A 25403-nucleotide genomic window follows, 5' to 3' on the forward strand; every position below is an offset into this window, starting at 1 on the left:
CTTGATGGGGCCGCTACGCGGCCCAGCGCGAGCAAGCTCGCTCGCCACAGTGAGTTCACTTGCCACCGAGAGCGTCATGACCCCTTCTTGCGACCTGTTCAAACCCGCCTTCGGCCTCGGCAATCCACACTTGCAGACACTGTGGGGGCCGCTGTGGCGCCCGACCACCCACATCGAGCGTCAGCGTGAGCGCCTGTGGCTGGAGGATGGCGACTTCCTCGATCTCGACTGGCACGGGCCTCATGACGTGCAAGCGCCTTTGGTGCTGGTGTTGCATGGGCTGACCGGTTCGTCCAATTCGCCCTATGTGGCCGGCCTGCAAAAAGTCCTCGCCACCCAAGGCTGGGCCAGTGCTGCGTTGAACTGGCGCGGCTGCTCGGGCGAGCCCAACCTGCTGGCTCGCAGCTATCACTCCGGCGCCAGCGAAGACCTGGCAGCCGCGATTGCTCATCTGCGCGCCAAGCGGCCTTTGGCGCCCTTGTACGCGGTGGGTTACTCCCTGGGCGGCAACGTGTTGCTCAAGCATTTGGGGGAAACCGGCGAGGCCTCAGGGCTGCAGGGCGCGGCGGCGGTGTCGGTGCCGTTTCGCCTGGATCAATGCGCGGATCGCATTGGGTTGGGGTTCTCGCGGGTGTATCAAAAGCACTTCATGCGCGAGATGCTGGCGTATATCCGCGTCAAGCAACGCCAATTCCTGCAGGACGGTCGTGAGGATGGGCTCAAAACCCTGGAGGCCCTTGGCTCCCTGGAAAAGATGCGCACGTTCTGGGACTTCGACGGGCGGGTAACCGCGCCGCTGCACGGTTTCTTGAGTGCCGAGGATTACTATCGCCGCGCTTCCAGCCGCTATTACCTGGGCGGTATCCGCACGCCGACGCTGATTATCCAGGCGGCTGATGATCCGTTTGTGTTTGCGCACAGCTTGCCTGACGCCAGTGAGCTGTCGGCCTGCACCGAGTTCGAGTTGCTGGCCAAGGGCGGGCATGTGGGGTTTGTGGAGGGTTCGTTGAAGCGCCCTGGTTACTACCTGGAACGCCGGATCCCGCAGTGGCTCCAGACCCAATACGGTCAATAGTGTGGGAGCTGGCTTGCCTGCGATAGCGGTGGGCCAGCCAATGTTGAGGTGGCTGACACTCTGCTATCGCAGGCAAGCCAGCTCCCACATTTCAATGAAACGTTTACACCGGTCGTTTACTCGCCCGTGGCTATTTCCCGAGCTGGATCAGTAATCCACTCACTCCACGACCCCGCATACAACTTACCCAACGGGTACCCCGCCAGGCTCAACGCAAACAGGTTATGGCACGCCGTCACCCCAGACCCGCAATACGCCACCAACTCCTGCGGCGGGCGCCCTTGCAGCTGCGCGGCAAAGCGTTGCTTGAGCTGATCAGCCGGTAAGAAACGACCATCACTGCCCAGGTTTTCACTGAACGCCGCGCATTGCGCGCCAGGGATATGCCCGGCAATCGGGTCGATGGGTTCTACTTCGCCACGAAAGCGCGGCTGGGCGCGGGCGTCGATCAAGGTCAGGCCGGGTTGGCCCAGGCGTTTTTGCAGGTGTTCGGCATCCAGCAACAGACGATGATCCGGCGTACCGGCGAAGGTACCTGGCTCAACCACGGGCGCGTCCAGGCTCAGGGGGAAACCGGCGGCATGCCAGGCCTTGAGGCCACCATCCAGAATAAACACACCATCACGCTTGCCCAGCCAGGCCAGCAGCCACCAGGCACGGGCGGCGTAGGCACCGGGGCCGTCGTCATACAGCACCACATCGGTGTCGGCACTGATACCCCAGGCCCGCAGTTGCCTGGCGAACGTGTCCGCCGCCGGCAAAGGATGACGACCGGTCACGCCCTTGGTCACCGGGCCGCTCAGGTGGCGCTCCAGGTCGGCGTATTGCGCGCCCTCGATATGCCCTTCGGCGTAACTGCACAAGCCGTAGTCCGGGTCTTCCAGGGCAAAGCGGCAATCCAGGATCACCCACCCGCTCGACTGTTGGCGCTCGGCCAATTGCTGGGGGCTGATCAGTTGGGCAAGCGGCATGACTGACTCCTGTGAATACAAAGGGGAAAGGTCTTACTTCACTTCTTCCAGTGCCTGATTCAACGGCACGTAAAACTCTTTGAACAAGGCGTCCACCGCCTCTTTGGCCTGTGGCGTGACAAACCCCGCCTCCAGCACCAGCACCTGATAAACCCCACGCTTGATCGCCTCGGCGCTCAGGTGGGTGGATTTTTCATTGGTGGTACACAAAAAGCGCACCCACGAGGTGAGGATGATCCACGCATTCAGGGTCAGGGCTTCTGTTTGCACCGGGTCCATATTGAGAATGCCGGCATCGACAAAGCCCTGGTAGATCGCGCCGCCCTGGATCAGGCAACGCTGGGAAAAACGCCGGTAGCCGGTCGCCAGTTCCGGGTCGCTCTCCAGCAGGTGTTCGAGGTCGCGATGCAGGAAGCGATAACGCCACATGCCGGCCAATACGGCTTGCAGGTAAAAGCGTTTATCCTCCACCACCATCGTGCGTCCCTGGGGCGGGCGCAGGAAACTGTCTACCAACGCTTCATATTCGCGGAACAGCACGGCGATGATCGCCTGCTTGTTAGGGAAGTGGTAGTACAGGTTGCCCGGGGAAATTTCCATGTGGGCGGCAATGTGGTTGGTACTGACACTGCGCTCGCCCTGCTGGTTAAAAAGCTCCAGGCTGGTTTGCACAATGCGCTCGCTGGTCTTTACTCGTGGTGCCATAGGGGATCAGCTTCTATACACGGGATGGGGCATCTTACGGCCTAACCCGGCCAGGATAAATCTGGATGTTACTGCAATGTTATTTGACAATTTAGAGCAATGACTCTAAAAATCCAGGCAGACCAATAACAATCGGTGCCGCGCCATGTCTGCCAACGTTGCCTACCTGCAAGATTCCCAGGCGCTGGATCAACTCCAGGACCTGTTCGACGCCCAACGCCGCGCCTATGCCGCCAACCCGATGCCGCCGGCCGGGCAGCGCCAGCAATGGCTCAAGGCTCTGCGGGATCTGCTGAGCGACGAACGCCAGGCGCTGATCAATGCGATCAGCCAGGATTTCAGCCATCGCAGCGCCGACGAAACCCTGTTTGCCGAATTGATGCCTAGCCTGCATGGCATTCACTACGCGAGCAAACACCTCAAGGGCTGGATGAAACCTTCCCGCCGCGCTGTAGGCATTGCCTTCCAGCCCGCCTCAGCCAAAGTCATTTACCAGCCACTGGGCGTCGTCGGCGTCATCGTGCCGTGGAACTACCCGCTGTACCTGGCCATCGGCCCGCTGGTTGGGGCATTGGCTGCCGGTAACCGGGTGATGCTCAAGCTCAGCGAGTCCACGCCGGCCACCGGCGAGCTGCTCAAGGCGTTGCTGGCCAGGATCTTCCCCGAGGACTTGGTGTGCGTCGTGCTGGGCGAAGCTGACGTGGGCATGGCGTTTTCCAAGTTGCGCTTCGATCACCTGCTGTTCACCGGCGCTACCAGCATAGGCAAGCACGTGATGCGTGCGGCGGCCGAAAACCTCACGCCGGTGACCCTGGAGCTGGGCGGCAAATCGCCAGCCATTGTCTCGGCCGACGTGCCGCTCAAGGATGCTGCCGAACGCATCGCTTTCGGCAAAGCCTTGAACGCCGGACAAACCTGCGTGGCGCCGGATTATGTGCTGGTACCGGAAGATCGCGTGGAGGGCTTTGTCGAGGCGTATTCCAAAGCCGTGCGCGGGTTTTATCCGACGCTGGCCGACAACCCGGACTACACCGCCATCATCAACGAGCGCCAACTGGCCCGGCTCAATGCCTACGCCAAGGACGCCACCGACAAAGGCGCCACCTTGATCCCGCTGTACGAGCAAGGCCAGGCGCGGCGAATGGCCCACAGCCTGCTGTTGAATGTCAGCGACGACATGACCGTGATGCAGGACGAAATCTTCGGCCCGCTCCTGCCCATCGTGCCGTATCGCGGCCTTGACCAAGCCTTTGCCTACATCAACCAGCGCCCTCGCCCACTGGCCTTGTATTACTTCGGCTACAACAAAGGCGAACAAGCGCGGGTGCTCCACGAAACCCATTCCGGCGGTGTGTGCCTGAACGACACCTTGCTGCACGTCGCCCAGGACGATATGCCGTTCGGTGGCATCGGCCCGTCAGGCATGGGCCATTACCACGGTCACGAAGGTTTCCTGACGTTCAGCAAGGCCAAGGGTGTGCTGGTCAAACAGCGCCTGAACGCAGCGAAGTTGATCTACCCGCCCTATGGCAAGTCGATCCAGAAGCTGATCCAGAAGCTGTTTATCCGCTGATAACCGCCACCTTCGGGACTATAAAAACAATGAACCCCAGCCTGACTGATTCACCCGCGCTGTCACGGCGCGGCGTCTTGAAAATCGGCCTGTGTGCCAGCGCCTTCCTCGCCACCGCCGGGTTGGGCGCCAGCCTCAGTGGTTGCTCCAGCAGTACGCCGGCCAGCGGCTTTGCGATGTTGCGCACCAGCGACTTGCCGTTCTTGCGGGCGGTGATCCCGGTGCTGCTAGAAGGCGCGGCCAGTGCCGAACAAGTGCTTGCAGGTATTGAGGGCACCCTGAAAAAGCTCGATTACAGCCTGCAGCACTTGTCGCCCGAGATGTTCAAGCTCACCCAGCAATTATTCGACGTACTGGGCATGGGCATTACCCGCGGCCCGCTGACCGGTATCTGGGGCAGTTGGGAAAACGCCAGCAGCGAACAGATCCGCAATTTCCTGCACCGCTGGGAAAACAGTTACCTGAACCTTTTGCGCATGGGCCAGGGCTCGCTGCTCAAACTAGTGATCATGGCCTGGTACTTCCGGCCCGAGTCCTGGGCCCATTGCGGCTACCCCGGCCCGCCCAAGATCTAGCCTGGGCAATCCCCCAAGATTGCATCTTCCGACAAGAATAAGAGAGCACACCTATGCCCGTACCCGATCTGTTCCGCGACGGCCTGGCCCGTGGCTGGAAAACCCACAATGGCGCCGCCCTGGATCACGACCTGACCCTGGAAGCGGATGTCGCCATCATCGGCAGCGGCGCCGGGGGCGGTACCACCGCCGAAATCCTCAGCGCCGCCGGCTACAAAGTGTTGCTGATCGAAGAAGGCCCGCTCAAGACCAGTAGTGATTTCAAGCTGCTGGAAGACGAAGCCTACGCCAGCCTTTACCAGGAAGGCATCGGCCGCATGAGCAAGGACGGCGCTATCACCATCCTGCAGGGCCGGGCGGTGGGCGGTACCACCTTGATCAACTGGACCTCCAGCTTTCGCACCCCTGACGCTACCCTCGCGCATTGGGCCAGCGAATATGCGGTCAAAGGCCACAGCAGCGCCGAAATGGCGCCCTGGTTCGAAAAAATGGAGCAGCGCCTGGGCATCGCGCCCTGGGCGCTGCCGCCGAATGCCAACAACGATGTGATCCGCAAAGGCTGTGAAAAGCTCGGCTACAGCTGGCATGTGATCCCGCGCAATGTGCGCGGCTGCTTCAACCTGGGGTATTGCGGCATGGGCTGCCCGGTCAACGCCAAGCAGTCAATGCTGGTGACGACCATCCCGTCCACCCTGGAAAAGGGCGGCGAACTGCTTTACCTGGCCCGCGCCGAACGGCTCACATACAGCGGCGACACCATCAGCAGCCTCGAATGCGTGGCCATGGACGAACGCTGCGTAGCGCCAACAGGGCGCAAGATCAGGGTGAAAGCCAAGCACTATGTGCTGGCGGGCGGCGGCATCAACAGCCCGGCCCTGCTGATGCGCTCCGACGCGCCCGACCCACACTCGCGGCTGGGCAAGCGCACCTTCCTGCACCTGGTCAATTTCTCCGCCGGGCTGTTCGACGAAGTGATCAACCCCTTCTACGGTGCGCCGCAATCCATCTACTCCGACCACTTCCAATGGCAGGACGGCACTACCGGCAAAATGTCCTACAAACTGGAAGCACCGCCCCTGCATCCAGGCCTGGCGAGCACCCTGTTTGGTGGCTACGGCAACCAGAACGCCCTGGACATGAACCAATTACCCCACACCCACGCCATGCTCGCCCTGCTGCGCGACGGCTTTCACCCCGACAGCCCAGGCGGCACGGTGGAGTTACGCGGTGACGGCACGCCAGTGCTCGACTATCAGGTCTCGCCCTACGCCTGGGACGGCCTGCGCCGGGCCTTCCACAGCATGGCCGAGATTCAGTTCGCGGCGGGGGCCAAATCGGTCAAGCCCCTGCATCACGACGCGCGTTTTGTGAACAACTTGGCCGAAGCGCGCAGCGTGATCGACGGTCTGAACCTGGAACTGCATCGCACCACCCTGGGCAGCGCCCACGTGATGGGCGGTTGTGCCATGGGTGAAGATCCGAAAAATGCCGTCGCCGACAGCCTGGGTCGCCATCATCAGTTGCGTAACCTGTCGATCCACGATGGCTCGCTGTTCCCCACCAGCATTGGCGCCAACCCGCAATTGTCGGTGTACGGATTGACCGCGCAACTGGCGAGCGCATTGGCCGAACGTCTGAAAACGGCATGAAAAGACAGGGTATTCACGGTATCTATCTACATAAGTCGACTTGGCCCACCGGTAATGCTGCGATACCATCCGGTTCCCCAACGGACTCCGCCAGGACGACGCGATGAACCGAGTGTTGTACCCAGGTACCTTCGACCCGATTACCAAAGGCCATGGCGATCTGGTCGAACGCGCCTCTCGCCTGTTCGACCATGTGATCATCGCGGTCGCGGCCAGCCCCAAGAAAAACCCGCTGTTTCCCCTGGAACAACGTGTGGAGCTGGCGCAAGAGGTCACCAAGCACCTGCCGAATGTGGAAGTAGTGGGCTTTTCGACACTGCTGGCGCATTTCGCCAAGGAGCAGAACGCCAATGTGTTCCTGCGTGGCCTGCGTGCGGTGTCGGACTTCGAATACGAATTCCAGCTGGCCAACATGAACCGCCAATTGGCGCCGGACGTGGAAAGCCTGTTCCTCACGCCGTCGGAGCGTTATTCGTTCATTTCCTCGACGTTGGTTCGTGAAATCGCTGCTTTGGGCGGAGATATCACCAAGTTCGTGCATCCAGCTGTAGCAGACGCACTGACATTGCGCTTCAAGAAGTAAGGCTCATTGTGGCGAGGGAGCTTGCTCCCGCTGGACTGCGCAGCAGTCCCAATCCTTTCATCCCTCACCACAGAGACAGGCTCGCACTGCGGGCGTCAATGCGGCACAATTGCGCGCATTAGTTTTCAGATGCCTTGGCAGAGTGCCCTGGCAGGAGTTTCCATGTCCCTGATCATCACCGACGATTGCATCAATTGCGACGTCTGCGAACCCGAGTGCCCGAACGCCGCCATTTCCCAAGGCGAAGAGATCTACGTGATCGACCCCAACCTGTGCACCCAGTGCGTCGGCCACTACGACGAACCGCAGTGCCAGCAGGTATGCCCGGTCGATTGCATTCCTCTGGACGAGGCACACCCTGAGACTGAAGAGCAGTTGATGGAGAAGTACCGCAAGATTACCGGTAAGGCCTAAGCCTCTTCATTGCAGGTAAAGGCCTCATCGCAGGCAAGCCAGCTCCCACACCTGGATATGTGAATACATTCAAATGTGGGAGCTGGCTTGCCTGCGATAGCAATCTCAGCCCTCACCCAACCATCAGCTCTGACACCTAGGGCAAAACACACTCGCCCGCTGCCCCAGCACCACATTGCGCAGCTCAGTGCCGCAGACCTTGCACGCCTCGCCGCCCCGGCCATACACGAACAGTTCCTGCTGGAAATACCCCGGCTGCCCATCGCCGCCGATAAAGTCCCGCAACGTGGTACCGCCCCGCTCAATGGCAGCGGCCAGCACCCGCTTGATCTCAATCGCCAGCTTCAAATAACGCCCGCGTGAAATTCCCCCGGCGGCGCGGCGCGGGTCAATCCCAGCTGCAAACAGCGCTTCTGTCGCATAGATATTGCCCACGCCTACCACCACCGCGTTGTCCATGATGAACGGCTTCACCGCCATGGACTTACCGCGAGACAGCTGGAACAAACGCTCGCCATCAAACAGGTCGGTCAACGGCTCCGGCCCCAGCCGCATCAGCAACTCATGGTTGTGCGGGTCGAGGCTCCAGAGCATCGCACCGAAGCGCCGCGGGTCGGTGTAGCGCAAGGCCATCCCCGACTCCAGCTCGATATCCACATGTTCATGCTTGGCCGCCGGCATACCGACCTCAACCAGACGCAGGTTGCCCGACATGCCCAAGTGACTGATCAAGGTGCCCACTTCGGCATTGATCAACAGGTACTTGGCACGCCGTTCCACCAGCACGATGCGCTGGCCCGACAGGCGCACATCCAGGTCTTCCGGAATTGGCCAGCGCAGGCGCCGCTCACGCACTACCACGCGGCTGACGCGCTGGCCTTCCAGGTGCGGGGCAATGCCGCGTCGGGTGGTTTCGACTTCTGGTAACTCGGGCATGTGTACCTCTTGAATGACGGGTTAGTGCGCGCCCAGTTCGCGGATCGACAACTTCAGGCTCTCGAAGTCGTAGTCCGACAGGCCCACGTAATCCAGCACCAGGTGGCCGATGGCATTCCACTCATGGTCCACCGCCTGGTTACCCAGTACGCGGTAAGACGAACAGATATGCTCGGCCATCTTCAAAATGGCCAGCAGGTTCTTGAGCTGCGGGTTGCGCGTCGTCTCATCGCTGAAAATCACCAGGGCGTTATGGTGATTGGCGATGGCGTCGGTGACATGCTCCGGCAGGCGCCAGGACTTGGCGGTGTAGTAGCCGACTACCGCATGGTTGGTGTGGAACGCATTGTTCTCGGTATCGACCACGCGGCAATCCGGGCCGGCGTTGGCGTATGCCTGTTCCAGCACGGACATGTAGTTGGGGAAGCGCTTGAGCATCAACGGCACGCCGCAATCGTGGAACAGGCCCAGGGCATAGGCTTCGTCGACGGTTTGCGAGCCGGTGCGCTTGGCCAGTGTGAGGCAGGTCATGGCCACATCCTGGGCAGTGTCCCAGAAGCGGTTGAGGGTGACGATAGTGTCGTCGCACATCTCGCCCTTGATTGACTGCGCGTTGATCAAATTGATGATCGAACGGCTGCCCAGCAGGTTCACCGCACGCTGGATCGAAGCGATCTTATTGCTCAGGCCGTAATACGGCGAATTGACGATCTTCAGCAGTGCACCGGACAAGCCAGGGTCTTGGGAGATCAACCTTGCAATCACTTCCAGGTCCGGGTCGGGCATGTACTGCTCCATCTGCAAATCCACCATGATTTGCGGTTGGGGCGGCACGCTGATGCCTTGCAGGGCCTGTTGGATCTGCTCGGGGGAAAGCTCTTGGGACATAAGTACGCACTCTGGGCTAGGCGCGAATTCTACCCCTTATGCAGACGTGGCCGACACCCAAAAACCCAACTGAAACCCGATCGAATGTGGGAGCTGGCTTGCCTGGATAGCCTCACCACCGTACGTCTGATACACCGCGCCGCTCATATCGCAGGCAAGCCAGCTCCCACATGAAAGAGTGCGCAAAGGGTATACTCCCGCTCTTTTTTCCGGAGCGACGTCATGTCCCTGCCAAGCCTGCGTCTCAAAGCCAACGCCGATCGTCGTTTGCGCAACGGCCACCTGTGGGTCTACAGCAACGAAATCGACGTGGCCGCCACCCCACTCCACGGCTTCCAGGCAGGCGACCAGGCTATCCTGGAAGCCGCCGGCGGCAAGACCCTGGGCATCGTGGCCATGAGCCCGAACAACCTGATCTGCGCCCGCCTGCTGTCGCGCGACATCAAGTTGCCGCTGGACAAGTCGCTGCTGGTGCACCGCCTCAACGTGGCTCTGTCGCTGCGTGACCGCCTGTTCGACAAGCCGTTCTACCGCCTGGTCTACGGTGATTCCGACCTGCTGCCGGGCCTGGTGGTCGACCGTTTCGGCGACATCCTGGTGGTACAGATCGCCTCGGCGACCATGGAAGCCCATAAAGAAGACGTGATCGCCGCGCTGACCCAAGTGCTCAAGCCCAGCGGCATCCTGTTCAAGAACGACTCCGCCGCACGTGACGCCGAAGGCCTCAACCGCTACGTCGAAACCGTGTTCGGCCTGGTGCCGGAGTGGGTGGCGCTGGAAGAGAACGGCGTCAAGTTCGAAGCCCCGGTGATCCAGGGCCAGAAAACCGGCTGGTTCTACGACCACCGCATGAACCGCGCCCGCCTGGCCCCGTATGCCAAGGGCAAGCGAGTACTGGACCTGTACAGCTACATCGGCGGCTGGGGCGTGCAGGCTGCAGCCTTCGGCGCCAGTGAAGTGTTCTGCGTCGACGCTTCGGCCTTCGCCCTCGACGGCGTAGAGCGCAACGCCGCGCTGAACGGTTTTGCCGAGAAGATGACCTGTATCGAAGGCGACGTCTTTGAAGCGCTTAAAGAACTGAAAGCCAGCGAAGAACGCTTCGACGTGATCGTCGCCGACCCACCGGCCTTCATCAAGCGCAAAAAAGACATGAAAAACGGCGAAGGCGCCTACCGCCGCCTCAACGAGCAAGCCATGCGCCTGCTCAGCAAGGACGGCATCCTGGTCAGCGCGTCGTGCTCGATGCACCTGCCGGAAGACGATCTGCAGAACATCCTGCTGACCAGCGCCCGCCACCTGGACCGCAATATCCAGATGCTCGAACGCGGCGGCCAGGGCCCGGACCACCCGGTGCACCCGGCGATTGCCGAGACGCGCTATATCAAGAGCATTACGTGCCGGTTGCTACCCAATAGCTGATTAAAACCGACCCCTCTGTAGGAGCGAGCTTGCTCGCGAAGAACGAATAGCCGCCACGGGCTACCTGATAGCGCTGCGTTATCGTTGTCGATCTTCGCGAGCAAGCTCGCTCCTACAGGGAAGGGAGCCTTATAGCCAGATGGCGTCCCATAGTGGGTATTGGCCAATGTGCTCGACCAAGCCTGCGCGCAAGGGGTTTGCGACGATGTAGCGAGCCATTGCCTTCAAGTCTTCCTCACGGTGCAGCGCTCGGTCGAAATAGCCTTTTTGCCAAAGCACTCCGAAGGACTGTCTTGCCTTATTGACTGCACGGGCACTTCGCGATTTGGTTCGCTGCATGAGCCTGGGCAAATCGCCGTTGTGCAATTCCACCAGCCAGTGGAAATGATCGGGCATGACCACCCAGGCTAGTGATGTTGCATCTCCTTCTTCCTGAGCCTTTCTGAATTCGCGGACCAGCAAGCGACCGATAAGCCAGTCTTGAAAAATGTGTTGCCGTTGATGGGTGACAGCCGTTAGCAAGTAGATACGGCCCGATTCTGAATAGCGCCCTTTACGCAGTCGATGAGCATTTTGCTGGGTGGACATTCCTTCGTCCTCTTCTGTGATTGGAAGATAAACGGTAGGAGCCAGCGCGCCAGCGAGGCCTTAAACAGTGGTTCCAGATATGTCTTGCCGTTGTAGGAGCGAGCTTGCTCGCGAAAAACGAATAGTCACCCCGGTCCACCTGATAGCACTGCGTCATCGTTGACGATTTTCGCGAGCAAGCTCGCTCCTACAAGAAGTCGGTGTAGAATCGGCCCTATTCATCGCCAGTCATCCCCCGGCGGGTTTATGAGCTCGAGGCCCAAGCACGCGGCGATCCCGCGACGCGAGTGGCAACTTCCGGACACACGGCCATTTTCTGAGTGTTCCAGTCGTCAATTAGAAGCTCACTCCCCTTTAGTACTTGATTAGCCGCCCGGAGTGCTCCAATGCCTGATTACCGCTCGAAAACATCCACCCACGGCCGCAACATGGCCGGTGCGCGCGCGCTGTGGCGTGCCACGGGGATGAAAGATGACGACTTCAAAAAGCCGATCATCGCGATTGCCAACTCGTTCACCCAGTTCGTGCCTGGCCATGTCCACCTCAAGGACCTGGGCCAACTGGTCGCCCGCGAGATCGAACGCGCCGGTGGCGTGGCAAAGGAATTCAACACCATTGCCGTGGATGACGGCATCGCCATGGGTCATGACGGCATGCTGTATTCCCTGCCGAGCCGCGAGATCATCGCCGACTCCGTGGAGTACATGGTCAACGCCCACTGTGCCGACGCCATCGTGTGCATCTCCAACTGCGACAAGATCACCCCCGGCATGTTGATGGCTGCCTTGCGCCTGAACATCCCGGTGATCTTCGTCTCCGGCGGGCCGATGGAAGCCGGCAAGACCAAACTTGCCTCCCACGGCCTCGACCTGGTCGACGCCATGGTGATCGCCGCCGATTCCAGCGCTTCTGACGAGAAGGTCGCGGAATACGAGCGCAGCGCCTGCCCGACCTGCGGTTCGTGCTCCGGCATGTTCACCGCCAACTCGATGAACTGCCTGGTGGAAGCCTTGGGTCTCGCCTTGCCGGGCAACGGTTCCACACTGGCCACTCACAGCGACCGCGAGCAGTTGTTCCTGCAGGCCGGCCGCACCATCGTCGAGCTGTGCAAGCGTTACTACGGCGAGAACGATGAGTCGGTGTTGCCGCGCAATATCGCCAACTTCAAGGCGTTCGAAAACGCCATGACCCTGGACATCGCCATGGGCGGTTCCACCAACACCATCCTGCACCTGCTGGCCGCGGCCCAGGAAGCCGAGATCGATTTCGACCTGCGCGACATCGACCGCCTGTCCCGTCACGTGCCGCAACTGTGCAAAGTCGCGCCGAACATCCAGAAGTACCACATGGAAGACGTGCACCGCGCCGGCGGGATCTTCTCGATCCTCGGCTCCCTGGCCCGTGGTGGCCTGCTGCATACCGACCTGCCAACCGTGCACAGCAAGTCCATCGCCGAAGGCATCGCCAAGTGGGACATCACCCAGACCGACGACGAAGCCGTGCACACCTTCTTCAAGGCCGGCCCTGCCGGTATCCCCACCCAGACCGCGTTCAGCCAGTCGACCCGCTGGGACACCCTGGACGACGACCGTGAAAACGGCTGCATCCGCAGTGTCGAGCACGCCTACTCGCAAGAAGGCGGCCTGGCCGTGCTGTACGGCAACATCGCCCTCGACGGCTGTGTGGTCAAAACGGCAGGCGTGGATGAGTCCATCCACGTCTTCGAAGGCCGCGCCAAGATCTACGAAAGCCAGGACAGCTCGGTACGCGGCATCCTTGCGGACGAAGTCAAGGAAGGCGATATCGTGATCATCCGCTACGAAGGTCCTAAAGGCGGCCCGGGTATGCAGGAGATGCTTTACCCCACGTCCTACCTGAAATCCAAAGGCCTGGGCAAAGCCTGCGCCCTGCTGACCGACGGCCGTTTCTCCGGCGGCACATCGGGCCTGTCCATCGGCCACGCTTCGCCGGAAGCTGCTGCCGGTGGCGCGATTGGCCTGGTGCAGGATGGCGACAAGGTGCTGATCGACATTCCGAACCGCTCGATCAACCTGTTGATCAGCGATGAAGAACTGGCGGCACGCCGGGTTGAGCAGGACAAGAAAGGCTGGAAGCCAGTGGAGAAGCGCCCGCGTAAAGTCACCACCGCATTGAAGGCCTACGCGTTGTTGGCCACCAGTGCCGACAAGGGTGCCGTACGCAACAAAGCCATGCTCGACGGCCTGTAAGCCCCGCGCATAAAAAAGCCCCGCCAGGTGCGGGGCATTTTTATGCCTGGAAATCCCATATGGTACGGGGCTTACCCCTAATGCCAGTGTAGGAGCGAGCTTGCTCGCGAAAAGCGTCAACGATAACGCGTACTTACTGAATAAACGCGGTGCCTTTGAGTTTTTCGCGAGCAAGCTCGCTCCTACAGCAATGATGCGTCAAGCTTTAGAACTGTGAGGTATAGGTCATGGTGAACATCACATTGCGTGGGTCCCCGTAGTAATTGCTGCCCCAGTTCGCGTTGTAGGCCGGGATGTAATACTTCTTGTCGAACATGTTGTTCAGGTTTGCCGCCACGGTGAATTCCTGGTTGATCTTGTAGGCCACCCGCGAATCCCACAATGCATTGCCCGGCACGCTGAACGTACGGTCATAGGCTTCGGTGCTGCTTTGCGCGGTCACACCGGCACCCACGCTCCAATGTTGCCAATCGCCCGGCAACTGGTAATCACCCCAGACCTTGAGCAAGTGCTTGGGGGTCCAAGTGCTGAAAATCTTGCCTTCGTAGGTGTCGTCCTTGAGGAATTCAGTGGTGTTGTAGGTGTAGCTGGAGGCGAGCTGCAGGCCTGGCAGCACCTCACCACTGAGTGTGGCTTCAAAGCCTTGGCTGCGGACCTTGCCAGAGGCGACCGAGCAGTACCAACCATTGCAGTTCATTGGCCCTTGCAGGTCCTGCACGCTACGGTTTTCCTGATCGTAACGGAAGATCGCAAACGAGGTATTGAGGCGCCCGTCAGCCAGCTCTCCCTTGATGCCCAACTCGTAGTTTTTGCCCTCGATAGGCTTGAGCAGGGAGCCGGAGGTGGTCAGGTTGGTTTGCGGCTCAAAGGCATCGGCATAGCTGGCGTAGGCCGACCACTGCTCGTTGAGCGCATAGACCAGGCCGGCGTAGGGCGTAACCTTGCCATTGGACTGGGTGGTATTGTCTTGCGGGGCACCATATGTGCCTTTGAAACCACTCTGGCCAATGTAGGAATAGTCATACCAACTGGTACGCGCACCGACGATCAACGTCAGCGGGTCCAGGACTTTCACACGCCAGGTGCCATAGATGCCTTTCTGGCGAATGTCATACCAGCTCTTCGAGGCGGCACCCTCCTGGAACAATTGGTATTTGTCGCGCTGTGGGCGGTTGTGGTCGATGTTGAAGATATCCGCGCCGGGGTTTGAAGCCCGTGCCCACTGGTCGTCGGTGGTGAGCTTGGAATAGTTGGCGCCCAGCACCACTTCCTGCTGGAAGCCCAGCCCCTCAAACTTGCCGTTTACATACACATCCGCGCCGCGGCTCTTGGTATTGAAGTCGGTGATCCAATCTACATAGGGCACAGCGCCACCGCCGACGGGTACCGTGTCCCACGTCGCCTGGTAGGTTGCGTCGTTGTGCTCATCCATGGCTACCAGTGCGGCTTTCACTTTCCAGTTATCGTTGAAGCGGTGCTCGATGTCGGCAAACACCTGAGTCTGATTGTTGACGCTGCGGTTCCAACTGGCGCCGACAAATGTCGAACGCGGCAGACCGATATCACTGCCGTCGGCATAACGGGGCAACGACATGAAGTTGGGGCGCGAATGGCCCTTCTGGTTACTGATGCCCAGGCCGACGGTGGTGTCGGGAGTGAAATCGTAGTCGACGGCGCCATAAACCGTCTGGTTCCAGCCGCCCGCATAGTCGACGAAGGAGTCGGTGGTGTCGTAATCCGCCACGAAGCGTCCGCGCAAGGTGCCTTCGGCGTTCAGCGGGCCACCGACATCGACCTGAGTGCCGTAGTGGTCCCATGAGCCAGCCTTGGCGGTAATGGTCGCCGTCGGCGCTTGCTGCCCGCGCTTGCGCACCAGGTTCATGGTGCCGCCGGGGCTGTTGGCACCTTGCAGCAAGGCGGCCGGGCCGCGCAGCGTCTCGACGCGGTCGTAAATGGCCATGTTTTCGGTGAGATAGCTGCCCAAGGTGTAAGTGTTACGTGGAATCCCCACACCGTCGTATTGCAGGGTGCCAACCTCGAAGCCACGGGAGAAGATGAACATACCGGAGCCGGGAGACTTGGTCGCTGTCAGGCCGGGCGTGCGCTTGACCACTTCAGAGAGCTTGGTGGTGTTCTGATCATCCATCTGCTTGCGGGTCATGACGCTGACCGACTGCGGGATGTCCTTGAGTTTTTGCTCGCCCTTGCCCAGGGTCACAGCCCCCGTGGTGTACGAGCCCGTGCCTTCGGTGGTGATGCCCAGGCGTTCGGCCGTGATGGTGGTGGCGCCCACTTCCAGGGCAGAACCTGGCACCACACGTTTTTCCAGGGTGACGGTATCGGCATTGATAAACGCCGCGCTCAGTCCCGTGCCGCCGAGCAGCTGCCCCAAGGCTTCACGCTGCCCCAGGTTGCCCTTCACACCCGGCGATATCACCCCCTGGGTCAACTCCCCATTCACTAGCACCTGAACCCGCGTCACCGCCGAGAACGCCGCCAGCGCAGCGTCCAGGCCCTGCCCGGGAATATCGAAGCGGTAGGTCTGGGCCTGGTTGGCCTCAGCGGCCTGCAGGTACGACGGCGCGATACAGCTGGCCAAGGAAATGGCCAAGGCCAGCAAGGGCCGTGTGGCGAATCGGTGTGCCATGAATGGTGCTCCCCGGTACAAAAGTCTGTGATCGGCGCCGCACTACTTGAGAGTGCTTACTATTTACGCCTCAGTGATCAAGGACGATGGCTTGCGGGGAAACCCTGAAAATATTTTGAGAAATTGCCGTCAGGACGCATTGCCTTCACGCAACACCAGCAAATACGGGGTGTAGTGCTCGGCACGCAGGTTGAGGGTGTATTCCAACGCCTTGAGCACGGCATCGGGTTTGTCGATTTCGAACACGCCGGACACTACCCGACTGCGCAACGCATCACCGAGCACCAGCGTCTTGCCGGGCCAGTAACGATTCAGTTCAGAGACCACCACCGACAAAGGTTGCTGACGGAACACCAGTTGCCGCTGACGCCAGGCAAAGCCGCTGGCCGGGTCGAAACCGTGGACGTGTGCAAGGTGCCGGCTCTGATACTCCACGGCCCGCCCCGGTTCCAGATAGACCGGCGTGCCGCTCCCTGCACTGACTTCAACCTTGCCCTGCGCCACCTGCACACGCGTCTGGTCATCACGCCGCGCCACACTGAACTGGGTGCCGACCACTCGCACCCAGCCGTCGCCCGACTGCACCACGAAGGGCCGTGCGGGGTCCTTGGTCACATCGAAGAAACCTTCGCCACGCAGCAAACGAATCTGCCGCTCACCCGCACTCATGCGGATTTGCACCGCACTGTCGGTGTTGAGTTGAAGGTGGGAACCATCGGCCAGTTCAATGCTGCGCGACTCGCCAGTGCCGGTGGCGTAGTCGGCGCGCAAACGGTCAAGCCAGGGAGTGTTCTGCACGGTCAGGCCCACGGCCAGCAACACGGCAGCCGCATACGCCCAGCGCCGCAGCGGTTTACGCCAGGTGGCCTGCTCGGCACGGCGAATGACGCGCGCCGGCTCACGCAGGCCACCGAGCATCGCCTGCACTTCCTGCCAGGCATCATCCTGCGCCTGGCCCTGACCGAGCCACGCAGCAAAGGCGTCCATTTCAGCCGGGGTCAAGTCCTCGGCGTGCAGGCGGAAATACCAGCCGGACGCCTCTTCGAACAACACATCAGCAGTAGGCAGGGCAGTCATGACCGACGTCCTTGTGCATCGCAGGCTAGGCGCGTCTTGATGTACCCACGGCATTCAATCAAGGCGCGACGCAATTGGTATTCCACACTGCGCGGGCTGATCGACAGGCGTTCGCCAATCTCGCGGTAGGAAAGCTCGTCGACATGATAGAGCAGGAAGATCCGCCGAGTCGCCTCGGGCAGGCCCAGGATCGCATCCTGCATCAGTTGCTCCTGCTGATAGGCGGCCAGTTGTTCGTCGGCACCGGGGTTGCTGCAGGGCAGTTCTTCGCTCGGTGCGCCGGCATCCAGACGCTCGCGGCGGATAGCCTGGCGCTGGTGGTCGCGCACCAGGTTGCTGGCAATGGTGAAGAGGAACGCGGGTAGGTTATCGATCTTCTCGCCGGACTCCAGGCGCGCCAGGCGCAGGAAGGATTCCTGGGTCAGGTCGGCAGCCACCTGGGCGCTGCCGGTGCGGCGCGTGACGAAGGCTTCGAGGGCTTTCTTCTGCTCCGCGAACAGGCGCGCGATCTGCGTATTCCAGGAGGACACAGCACTACCTTGAGAAGAACGGACGGTTCAGGGAGTGCGCACGCTAGCAAAGAATGAGATTAGTTCGCAATTGATATCTATTTTGCCTTTGAGTCTGCGGTGTTCTTAAGACCGCCTTCGCGGGCAAGCCCGCTCCCACAGTTGACCGCGCCCCAACATGAGAATGCGGTCGACGGTGGAAGCTGGCTTGTCTGCAATGCAGGTGACTCGGTCTTACTGGATCTCTTCCGGCTTGCCGATCACCCAGTTCTTGTCCGCCGTCACCGGCAGCCCTTCCTTGGCTTGCGCCGCCGCGTGCTTGGCGATCATGCCGTTGAGTTGGGTCATGTACTTGTCTTTGCGGTTGATCCACAGGTGGACGCCGCCCTTGGCCACGTCCACATCGTGGAACAGCATGTAGCCGTCGCTGGTCGGTGTGTCACCGCCGACAATCACTGGTTTTTTCCATTCGTCGATGTAGGTGAGGATCGCCGCGTGCTTGCCGGCCATCCAGGTCGCCGGGGTCCACAGGTAGGGGGTCAGTTCCAGGCCGAGGTTGCTCTTCTCGTCATACTTGCCGGCAGTGATCTGTTTGCGTGCGGTGGTCAGCTCGCCGGTCTTGCGGTCCTTGAGCATCGTGGTCACGCCGATGACGTTCTCGGGTTTGACGTTGTAGCCGTACTTCGGATCAGCCGCGACCATGCGCACCAACTCCTCGGACGCGGCGGTCATCACATAGACCTCGATGCCGTTTTCCATCAGTTTGTTGTACAGCTCGGCCTGGCCGGTGAAGACTTTCGGCGGCTGTACCTCGGATTTTTTCACCACGTCGCCTTCGAAATAGCTGACCGGCACGGGCTTGCCGGAGGCCATCAGCTCGTCGACCTGCACTTTGAGTTCCTTGAGGGTGAAGCCGGAAAAAATCTGCGCAACCCAGGGGTAGCAGACCATGTCGTCGACTTCGCACAGGCGATAGTAGTAGCTGAACAGACTTTCCTTATGGTCGGCGGTGTCTTTGAAGGGGATAAGCTTGAGCGAAGGGTCCATGGTTTCGCGGGTGATCAGGCCCTTGTTTTCCATGAACGGCAGCAAGGACTCTTCAAGGTCGTAGCGGTAACTGGTGTTGTCCATATCGAACACCGCGTAGTTACCCTTGTTGGCGTTGGCGGCGATCATTTCATTGAGTTGTTTGGCGGCAGGTGCCGGCCAGTGTTTCAACTCGGTGGCGGCAAACGCCTGGCTGGCGAGCCCGAGGCAAAAGGCGGCGGATAACAGTAGTTTCGGCGCGAGCTTCATAGGCGTTGTCTCCCTCAAGTGAAAGACATCGACGCTAACAAATCCGTATGACACTTATCGCCCGAGCGCGACCGCTGACGTCGCGATTGCGCCAAGCGCATACGCCTGGGCGTCAAACGCTTATTCCAAAAACGACAGTCGCCATTCCATATTGGTATTAAATCAATATATTTCAAGCTGTTAGGCTTCCCGGTTCGCAATCGCAGGCTCACGCGATTGGCTGCCTTCTCAACGGAGCTTCAATGAATCTGCCCCTGATTCTCAATTTATTGGTGTTCGTGGCCCTGTTGCTGGGCCTGGCACAAACTGGCCGTACTAACTGGAGCCTCGCCAAGAAGGTGCTGTTCGCCCTGGTGCTTGGCGTGCTATTCGGTGCGACGTTGCATACGATCTACGGCGACGGCAACCCGGTGCTCAAAGCTTCGATCGGCTGGTTTGACCTGGTCGGCAACGGCTATGTGCAGCTGCTGCAAATGATCGTGATCCCGCTGGTATTCGCCTCGATCCTCAGTGCCGTGGCGCGCCTGCACAACGCCTCGTCCCTGGGCAAGATCAGCTTCCTGACCATCGGCACGCTGCTGTTCACCACGGCCATCGCGGCCCTGATCGGCATCGGCCTGACCAACCTGTTCGGCCTCACTGCCGAAGGCCTGGTGGCCGGCACCCAGGAAATGGCGCGCCTGCAAGTGATCCAGAGTGATTACGCGGGCAAGGTTGCCGACCTGAATATCCCGCAGTTGCTGCTGTCGTTCGTACCGGCCAACCCGTTCGCCGACCTGGCCCGGGCCAAGCCGACGTCGATCATCAGCGTGGTGATTTTCGCCGCGTTCCTTGGGGTTGCCGCGCTGCAACTGCTCAAGGACGACGTGGAAAAAGGCCAGAAAGTCCTTAACGCCATCGACACCCTGCAAGCCTGGGTGATGCGCCTGGTGCGCCTGGTGATGAAGCTGACCCCCTACGGTGTGCTGGCGCTGATGACCAAAGTGGTCGCCGGTTCCAACCTGCAAGACATCATCAAGCTGGGCAGTTTCGTGGTGGTGTCGTACCTGGCCCTGGGCCTGATGTTCGTGGTGCACGGCCTGCTGCTGTCCTTGGCCGGGATCAACCCGCTGCGCTTCTTCCGCAAGGTGTGGCCAGTGCTGACCTTCGCCTTCACCAGCCGCTCCAGCGCTGCAAGCATCCCGCTGAGCATTGAAGCGCAGACCCGTCGCCTGGGCATCCCGCAATCCATCGCCGGCTTCGCCGCCTCGTTTGGCGCGACCATCGGCCAGAACGGTTGTGCCGGTCTTTACCCTGCGATGTTGGCGGTGATGGTCGCGCCGACTGTGGGCATCAACCCGTTGGATCCGCTGTGGATCGCGACCCTGGTGGCGATAGTGACCTTGAGTTCGGCGGGCGTTGCCGGCGTGGGCGGCGGTGCGACCTTTGCCGCGCTGATCGTGCTGCCGGCCATGGGCTTGCCGGTGTCACTGGTGGCGCTGTTGATTTCCGTGGAGCCGCTGATCGACATGGGCCGTACGGCGTTGAACGTCAATGGTTCGATGACGGCGGGGGCGATTACCAGCCAGATCATGGGGCAGACGGATAAAGCGTTGCTGGATGCCGATGAGCATGCCGAACTGGCGCAGGCATAAAGGCTTATAACCTGTAGGAGCGAGCTTGCTCGCGAAGAACCTGAGGGCGCCGCGTTCATTCAGAATGCACGCGTCATCGTTGACGATCTTCGCGAGCAAGCTCGCTCCTACACTAGTTGCGCTCCCACACCTCGAAGTTGTAGGCCGGCTTATCACCTTCAGCCGGATTTTCGACATTCGACACCAGCTTCCACTGGTTCCCATCAAACTGCGGAAACCACGCATCCCCTCCCGGGCTCAGCGCCACGCGGGTCAGGTACAAGCGATCGGCCTGTTCCAGCCCCTGCGCATACAACTGCGCGCCGCCAATCAGCATCAGCTCGTCCACGCCTTGCGCCTTGGCCCATTCCTCAGCGCGCTCGACCGCTGCACCCAGTGAAGGAAAAACTTCCGCACCTTCCAGCACAAGATCGGTCTGACGGCTGACCACCAGGTTCAAGCGCCCCGGCAGCGGTCGGCCCAGGGAGTCCCAGGTCTTGCGCCCCATGATGATCGGCTTGCCAAGGGTGGTGGCTTTGAAATATTTGAAATCCCCCGGCAAATGCCAGGGCATGCTGTTGTCGACGCCGATCACACGGTTTTCACCGAGGGCTGCGATCAGGCTTAAAGGGAGAGTTTTTTTCATGGCGACGAGAATACCAGAGCGGCGAGCCAGCGGTTATGCTCCAACCTCATCAACACGACAGGACGGCGCGTGACTGCACTGAACCCGCTGCACAGACTTTGGCTGACAGAAACCGTGCGCCTGCGCGAAGAACACGCCGGCCCCCTGGAAGACCTGGAAGCCAACCGCTTGGCCCGCACCGCCGGGGGCGACCTGGCCACGCGCATCCAGCAGCGTGCGCTGCACCTGGCCGAGCGCGATGGTTTGGCCGCCGCGCTCAGCCGCTGGCTGCAAGGCGCACGCCTGGCGCTGTTGTTACTGGCGGCGGTCGCCGTCATCAGCGGCGCCGGTTTGGCGTTCGCCGCGCTGGGTAATGGCCTGGCCCCGGTGAATGTGTTCTGGGCCTTGGGCAGCCTGCTCGGCCTGAACCTGATCTTGCTGATCAGTTGGGCCCTGGGCCTGTTGTTTGCCGGCGAACACAGCGCCAGCCTTGGCCGGCTGTGGTTGTGGCTCAGCGAGAAACTGGCCCGTGACGCCAAGGCCGCGCAACTGGCCCCGGCGTTGTTGCTGTTGCTGCAACGGCAAAAACTCAATCGCTGGGCGGTGGGTGTGCTGGTCAACAGCTTGTGGTTGCTGGCCTTGCTCAGCGCCCTGGTGATCCTACTGACTCTGCTCGCCACCCGCCGCTATGGGTTTGTGTGGGAAACCACCATTCTCGGCGCCGATACCTTTGTCGCCGTGACCCAGGCCCTCGGCACACTCCCGGCTCTGCTCGGTTTCAATGTGCCCACCGTGGAGATGATCCGCGCCAGCGGCGACTCCGCGCTGAATATCGAAAGCGCCCGCCAGGCCTGGGCGGCCTGGCTGGTGGGCGTGTTGCTGGTCTACGGTCTGCTGCCGCGGTTGATCCTTGCCTTGCTGTGCCTGTGGCGATGGAAACGCGGGCGCGCAGCGTTGCACCCGGACCTCAACCTCCCCGGCTACGCCCAACTGCGCGAACGCCTGATGCCCAGCAGCGAGCGCCTGGGGGTCAACGATGTGGCGCCCGATCACCTGCACTCGATCAGCGGCGGCGCAAGTGAGCTGGAGAGTGATGGCGCCTTGCTGGTCGCCATCGAACTCGACGACCAACACCCTTGGCCCCCCAAACTGCCTGCCAACGTCAAGAACGCCGGCATCCTCGACAGCCGCGAATCACGCAACAAACTGCTGGAGCAACTCAGCCGTTTCCCACCCGCGCGCCTGGCCATCGCCTGTGACCCGCGCCGCTCGCCCGACCGTGGCAGCCTGGCACTGATCGCCGAGCTGGCACGCAGCGCCACCGACACTCGCGTATGGCTGCTGCAGGCACCACCGGGCCAGGCGCTGGACGCCGAGCGCCTGGGCGACTGGCATGCCGCGTTGCAACAGCTTGAAGTGTCGTTTGCCGATTGCGCGCCGCTCACTTGGCTGGAGACAGGTCATGACTAAACCGCTGAAACTCGCCGTGGTCGGCCATACCAACGTGGGCAAAACCTCATTGTTGCGCACCCTCACCCGCGATGTCGGCTTTGGCGAAGTGTCCCATCGCCCCAGCACCACGCGGCACGTGGAAGGTGCACGCCTATCGGTAGATGGCGAAGCTTTGCTGGAGCTGTACGACACTCCCGGCCTGGAAGACGCCATCGCCCTGCTCGATTACCTGGAACGCCTCGACCGCCCCGGCGAACGCCTGGATGGCCCTGCGCGGCTGGCGCGTTTCCTGGAAGGCAGCGAGGCGCGCCAGCGTTTCGAACAGGAAGCCAAGGTGCTGCGCCAGTTGCTGGCCTCCGATGCCGGCCTGTACGTGATCGACGCTCGCGAGCCGGTGCTGGCCAAGTACCGCGACGAACTGCAAGTGCTGGCCAGTTGCGGCAAGCCGTTGTTGCCGGTGCTCAACTTTGTCAGCAGCAGCGACCACCGCGAACCGGACTGGCGCGAAGCCCTGGCCCGCCTCGGCCTGCATGCGCTGGTGCGTTTCGACAGCGTGGCACCGCCCGAAGACGGCGAACGCCGGCTGTATGAAAGCCTGGCCCTGCTGCTGGAAAACTCACGGCCGCAGTTGGAACGCCTGATCCTCGATCAAGAAGCCCAGCGCCAGGCTCGCCAGCAAAGCGCCGCCCGCTTGATCGCCGAACTGTTGATCGACTGCGCGGCCTGCCGTCGCAGTGTGACAACCGAGAATGAGCCCCAAGCCGTCAGCGACTTACGCAAGGCCGTGCGCCAACGCGAACAAAAGTGCGTTGAAGCCCTGCTCAAACTGTTCGGCTTTCGCCCACAGGACGCGGCGGCCAGCGACCTGCCGCTGCTCGACGGTCGCTGGGGCGATGACTTGTTCAACCCCGAAACCCTCAAGCAACTTGGCGTGCGGGTCGGCGGCGGGATAGCTGCCGGAGCCGCTGCCGGTGCTGGCGTGGATCTACTGGTCGGCGGCCTGACCCTTGGCGCCGCGGCCCTGGCAGGCGCTATCGCCGGTGGCGCCCTGCAAACCGCACGCAGCTACGGCAGTCGCCTGCTCGGCAAGATCAAGGGCCAGCGCGAGCTGACCGTCGACGACAGCGTGCTGCGCCTGCTAGCCCTGCGTCAGCGCCAGTTGCTCAAGGCCCTGAACCTGCGCGGCCATGCGGCAATGCACAGCATCAAGGTCGATACGCCCCAGGACAAAACCTGGCGCGAGGGCAAACTGCCCGACGCCTTGAACAAAGCCCGCGCCTATCCGCAATGGTCATCCCTCAACCCTCACGCGAAACTAAGCCAGGCCGAGCGCCAGGAGCAGGTTGAAGCCCTGGCCCAACGCCTGGACCAGACCTGAACCGCCAATGCCTGCCTGTTCCGGGTTCATCACGCTTCTCCCCATAACCTGCGGATATTGCGCTCGGCCATGGCCGGCCCCACGCTCATCCCTACGCCGGTGTGCATCAAGGCAGCGCTGACGCCAGGTGCCGCCTGCACAAACGAAAACGGCCCGGGGCCGCGAGCGCCGTAGACGCCTTGCCAGCGCTCGACCACCTGGATGTTGCACCCCAGGGTCTGCTGCGCCAGCTCGATCATCCAGTCATCGATCTGCTCGGCATTGAAGGGCGACGGGTCGCTGTCGTAATGGTGGGAGTCGCCGATGATCAGTTCGCCATGGGGCGTGGGGCTGATCAGTAGGTGAATGCCGTGTTCCTGCAGATGTGGCGTTTCGCGCAGAATCTGCGCCTGGACCACAGCGGCTTCCGGCAGGTCGGCGAAAGCGCCGTAATGCACGCAACTCAAGCCGGTGAGCAGCGCGTGTTGCAGGTTCAGATTAAGCACCGGCCGCGCACGCAGCATTTGCAGGCGGCAGGTGTGCGGGTTGAGCGGGGCGATGGATTCGGCCAGCAGGGTCTGATAGTCGTGGCCTGAACAGACAACGATCTGCTCCCCGCGAAAGCTGCCGGCCGTGCTGTGCAGTTGGCCCGGCTCTACGTCACGTACCAGCGTGGAGAAGTGAAACTCCACGTGCAAGTGCTGGCTCAGGTAATGGATCAGCGCCGGGATCGCCTCGCGGGAGTACAACTGCTGGTCATCCTTGCCATGCAGGGCGGCGCGGTGATGGCGGAACTGGCCGGCGTACAGGTCGTTCATGGCAGCGCCCTGCAGCAGCTCGACGTTGTAGCCGTGCTCCCGCGCGCGCCCGGCGCAGAAGGCTTCGAGCAGATGTTCTTCGGCTTCGGTGCGGGCGAACAGGTAGGAGCCATTGCGCTTGAGCGCCAGGCCCGCCGCTTGCGCCCACTGGCCCCAGATTTCGCGGCTTTCCCGCGCTAGGTCCAGCATTGGCCCTGGTGGTTGACCGGTGACCAGTGCCTGGCCGAAGTTGCGCACTGAGGCGCCCAATGGCGTGGCGCTGCGCTCGAACACCTTGACCTTGAGGCCGCGCCTGGCGGCGGCATAGGCGTGGGAGAGGCCGAGGATGCCGGCGCCGACGACTAACAGATCACTACTCATACTGTCCTCTGGTTCCCGCGCTCCGCGTGGGAATTCATCCGGTGA

22 protein-coding genes are annotated in these 25403 nt (G+C 61.3%); 11 read left to right on the plus strand and 11 right to left on the minus strand.

Translation table 11 applies throughout. The features are described from left to right. Positions 1-76: 76 nt before the first annotated feature. The gene (locus BT204_RS01155; RefSeq protein ID WP_054897587.1) at positions 77-1075 is read left to right on the plus strand and encodes a hydrolase; all 999 of its coding nucleotides are present in this window, start codon (positions 77-79) and stop codon (positions 1073-1075) included. 116 nt (positions 1076-1191) lie between these two features. On the opposite strand, the gene BT204_RS01160 is transcribed toward BT204_RS01155, so the two are convergent. Continuing rightward, entirely contained in the window at positions 1192-2046 is an 855-nt protein-coding gene (locus BT204_RS01160; protein WP_054897588.1) for a sulfurtransferase, read from the minus strand. Positions 2047-2079: 33 nt separating this feature from the next. Further along, positions 2080-2751, minus strand: coding sequence for a TetR/AcrR family transcriptional regulator (locus tag BT204_RS01165; RefSeq protein WP_005792294.1), 672 nt, complete (start codon positions 2749-2751; stop codon positions 2080-2082). Between the two features lie 145 nt (positions 2752-2896). Here BT204_RS01165 and BT204_RS01170 point away from each other — a divergent pair, with 145 nt between their 5' ends. The 5 genes from BT204_RS01170 (at position 2897) to BT204_RS01190 (ending at position 7545) form a co-directional block, all read left to right on the plus strand. Continuing rightward, positions 2897-4324: a coniferyl aldehyde dehydrogenase gene (locus BT204_RS01170; RefSeq protein ID WP_057976456.1), complete on the plus strand. Its 1428-nt coding sequence runs from the start codon at positions 2897-2899 to the stop codon at positions 4322-4324. Between the two features lie 29 nt (positions 4325-4353). Further along, a complete protein-coding gene (locus tag BT204_RS01175; protein WP_020301931.1) occupies positions 4354-4899 on the plus strand; it encodes a hypothetical protein in 546 nt (181 codons plus the stop codon). A 53-nt stretch (positions 4900-4952) separates the two neighbouring features. Continuing rightward, entirely contained in the window at positions 4953-6548 is a 1596-nt protein-coding gene (locus BT204_RS01180; RefSeq protein ID WP_057976454.1) for a GMC family oxidoreductase, read from the plus strand. Between the two features lie 103 nt (positions 6549-6651). Beyond that, positions 6652-7131: a pantetheine-phosphate adenylyltransferase gene (gene coaD, locus BT204_RS01185; protein WP_003195136.1), complete on the plus strand. Its 480-nt coding sequence runs from the start codon at positions 6652-6654 to the stop codon at positions 7129-7131. A 162-nt stretch (positions 7132-7293) separates the two neighbouring features. Then, complete coding sequence (locus BT204_RS01190; RefSeq protein WP_003195146.1) at positions 7294-7545, plus strand: YfhL family 4Fe-4S dicluster ferredoxin; 252 nt, start codon at positions 7294-7296, stop codon at positions 7543-7545. Positions 7546-7668: 123 nt separating this feature from the next. Here the strand turns inward: BT204_RS01190 and mutM are convergent, their stop codons facing one another. Both mutM and BT204_RS01200 read right to left on the minus strand, forming a co-directional pair. After that, on the minus strand, positions 7669-8481 hold the full coding sequence (mutM, locus tag BT204_RS01195) for a bifunctional DNA-formamidopyrimidine glycosylase/DNA-(apurinic or apyrimidinic site) lyase (protein WP_003195148.1): 813 nt from the start codon (positions 8479-8481) through the stop codon (positions 7669-7671). A 21-nt stretch (positions 8482-8502) separates the two neighbouring features. Then, the gene (locus tag BT204_RS01200; protein ID WP_169918786.1) at positions 8503-9315 is read right to left on the minus strand and encodes an HDOD domain-containing protein; all 813 of its coding nucleotides are present in this window, start codon (positions 9313-9315) and stop codon (positions 8503-8505) included. 276 nt (positions 9316-9591) lie between these two features. On the opposite strand from BT204_RS01200, the gene BT204_RS01205 reads away from it, so the two are divergent. Further along, a complete protein-coding gene (locus tag BT204_RS01205) occupies positions 9592-10788 on the plus strand; it encodes a class I SAM-dependent rRNA methyltransferase (RefSeq protein ID WP_003195152.1) in 1197 nt (398 codons plus the stop codon). 129 nt (positions 10789-10917) lie between these two features. Here the strand turns inward: BT204_RS01205 and BT204_RS01210 are convergent, their stop codons facing one another. Next, a complete protein-coding gene (locus BT204_RS01210) occupies positions 10918-11376 on the minus strand; it encodes an REP-associated tyrosine transposase (RefSeq protein WP_072445595.1) in 459 nt (152 codons plus the stop codon). Between the two features lie 386 nt (positions 11377-11762). On the opposite strand from BT204_RS01210, the gene ilvD reads away from it, so the two are divergent. Further along, positions 11763-13604, plus strand: a complete 1842-nt coding sequence (gene ilvD, locus BT204_RS01215; RefSeq protein WP_003195159.1) for a dihydroxy-acid dehydratase — start codon at positions 11763-11765, stop codon at positions 13602-13604. 205 nt (positions 13605-13809) lie between these two features. On the opposite strand, the gene BT204_RS01220 is transcribed toward ilvD, so the two are convergent. The 4 genes from BT204_RS01220 to BT204_RS01235 form a co-directional block, all read right to left on the minus strand. Further along, the gene (locus BT204_RS01220; RefSeq protein WP_072445596.1) at positions 13810-16251 is read right to left on the minus strand and encodes a TonB-dependent siderophore receptor; all 2442 of its coding nucleotides are present in this window, start codon (positions 16249-16251) and stop codon (positions 13810-13812) included. 129 nt (positions 16252-16380) lie between these two features. Beyond that, positions 16381-17328 (minus strand): FecR family protein, encoded by a 948-nt coding sequence (locus tag BT204_RS01225; protein WP_072445597.1) that lies wholly within the window; start codon positions 17326-17328, stop codon positions 16381-16383. Further along, positions 17325-17858, minus strand: a complete 534-nt coding sequence (locus BT204_RS01230; protein ID WP_072445598.1) for an RNA polymerase sigma factor — start codon at positions 17856-17858, stop codon at positions 17325-17327. Before BT204_RS01230 ends, BT204_RS01225 begins: the two co-directional genes overlap by 4 nt. Before the next feature lie 213 nt (positions 17859-18071). Beyond that, on the minus strand, positions 18072-19133 hold the full coding sequence (locus tag BT204_RS01235) for an HAD family hydrolase (RefSeq protein WP_072445599.1): 1062 nt from the start codon (positions 19131-19133) through the stop codon (positions 18072-18074). Positions 19134-19375: 242 nt separating this feature from the next. Here BT204_RS01235 and BT204_RS01240 point away from each other — a divergent pair, with 242 nt between their 5' ends. Beyond that, positions 19376-20767 carry an L-cystine transporter gene (locus tag BT204_RS01240; protein WP_054898690.1) on the plus strand — a complete coding sequence of 464 codons (1392 nt, stop codon included), beginning with the start codon at positions 19376-19378 and terminating at the stop codon, positions 20765-20767. Positions 20768-20879: 112 nt separating this feature from the next. On the opposite strand, the gene BT204_RS01245 is transcribed toward BT204_RS01240, so the two are convergent. Beyond that, entirely contained in the window at positions 20880-21392 is a 513-nt protein-coding gene (locus BT204_RS01245) for a dihydrofolate reductase (protein WP_054898689.1), read from the minus strand. A 69-nt stretch (positions 21393-21461) separates the two neighbouring features. Between BT204_RS01245 and BT204_RS01250 the strand changes: the two genes are divergently transcribed. Then, positions 21462-22841 carry a DUF2868 domain-containing protein gene (locus tag BT204_RS01250; protein ID WP_072445600.1) on the plus strand — a complete coding sequence of 460 codons (1380 nt, stop codon included), beginning with the start codon at positions 21462-21464 and terminating at the stop codon, positions 22839-22841. Continuing rightward, positions 22834-24201 (plus strand): DUF3482 domain-containing protein, encoded by a 1368-nt coding sequence (locus BT204_RS01255; protein ID WP_034128968.1) that lies wholly within the window; start codon positions 22834-22836, stop codon positions 24199-24201. The genes BT204_RS01250 and BT204_RS01255 overlap by 8 nt, the downstream gene beginning before the upstream one ends. Before the next feature lie 29 nt (positions 24202-24230). On the opposite strand, the gene BT204_RS01260 is transcribed toward BT204_RS01255, so the two are convergent. Beyond that, complete coding sequence (locus BT204_RS01260) at positions 24231-25358, minus strand: TIGR03364 family FAD-dependent oxidoreductase (RefSeq protein ID WP_054917032.1); 1128 nt, start codon at positions 25356-25358, stop codon at positions 24231-24233. Positions 25359-25403: the final 45 nt, after the last annotated feature.

The sequence above is a fragment of the Pseudomonas sp. NFPP02 genome (assembly GCF_900119355.1).
Classification (GTDB): domain Bacteria; phylum Pseudomonadota; class Gammaproteobacteria; order Pseudomonadales; family Pseudomonadaceae; genus Aquipseudomonas; species Aquipseudomonas paracarnis.

Coding starts and splice junctions, on each gene's coding strand:
- BT204_RS01155 (WP_054897587.1), top strand. CDS start 77: ATGACCCCTTCTTGCGACCTGTTCAAACCCGCCTTCGGCCTCGGCAAT.
- BT204_RS01160 (WP_054897588.1), bottom strand. CDS start 2,046: ATGCCGCTTGCCCAACTGATCAGCCCCCAGCAATTGGCCGAGCGCCAA.
- BT204_RS01165 (WP_005792294.1), bottom strand. CDS start 2,751: ATGGCACCACGAGTAAAGACCAGCGAGCGCATTGTGCAAACCAGCCTG.
- BT204_RS01170 (WP_057976456.1), top strand. CDS start 2,897: ATGTCTGCCAACGTTGCCTACCTGCAAGATTCCCAGGCGCTGGATCAA.
- BT204_RS01175 (WP_020301931.1), top strand. CDS start 4,354: ATGAACCCCAGCCTGACTGATTCACCCGCGCTGTCACGGCGCGGCGTC.
- BT204_RS01180 (WP_057976454.1), top strand. CDS start 4,953: ATGCCCGTACCCGATCTGTTCCGCGACGGCCTGGCCCGTGGCTGGAAA.
- coaD (WP_003195136.1), top strand. CDS start 6,652: ATGAACCGAGTGTTGTACCCAGGTACCTTCGACCCGATTACCAAAGGC.
- BT204_RS01190 (WP_003195146.1), top strand. CDS start 7,294: ATGTCCCTGATCATCACCGACGATTGCATCAATTGCGACGTCTGCGAA.
- mutM (WP_003195148.1), bottom strand. CDS start 8,481: ATGCCCGAGTTACCAGAAGTCGAAACCACCCGACGCGGCATTGCCCCG.
- BT204_RS01205 (WP_003195152.1), top strand. CDS start 9,592: ATGTCCCTGCCAAGCCTGCGTCTCAAAGCCAACGCCGATCGTCGTTTG.
- BT204_RS01210 (WP_072445595.1), bottom strand. CDS start 11,376: ATGTCCACCCAGCAAAATGCTCATCGACTGCGTAAAGGGCGCTATTCA.
- ilvD (WP_003195159.1), top strand. CDS start 11,763: ATGCCTGATTACCGCTCGAAAACATCCACCCACGGCCGCAACATGGCC.
- BT204_RS01220 (WP_072445596.1), bottom strand. CDS start 16,251: ATGGCACACCGATTCGCCACACGGCCCTTGCTGGCCTTGGCCATTTCC.
- BT204_RS01225 (WP_072445597.1), bottom strand. CDS start 17,328: ATGACTGCCCTGCCTACTGCTGATGTGTTGTTCGAAGAGGCGTCCGGC.
- BT204_RS01235 (WP_072445599.1), bottom strand. CDS start 19,133: ATGAAGCTCGCGCCGAAACTACTGTTATCCGCCGCCTTTTGCCTCGGG.
- BT204_RS01240 (WP_054898690.1), top strand. CDS start 19,376: ATGAATCTGCCCCTGATTCTCAATTTATTGGTGTTCGTGGCCCTGTTG.
- BT204_RS01245 (WP_054898689.1), bottom strand. CDS start 21,392: ATGAAAAAAACTCTCCCTTTAAGCCTGATCGCAGCCCTCGGTGAAAAC.
- BT204_RS01255 (WP_034128968.1), top strand. CDS start 22,834: ATGACTAAACCGCTGAAACTCGCCGTGGTCGGCCATACCAACGTGGGC.
- BT204_RS01260 (WP_054917032.1), bottom strand. CDS start 25,358: ATGAGTAGTGATCTGTTAGTCGTCGGCGCCGGCATCCTCGGCCTCTCC.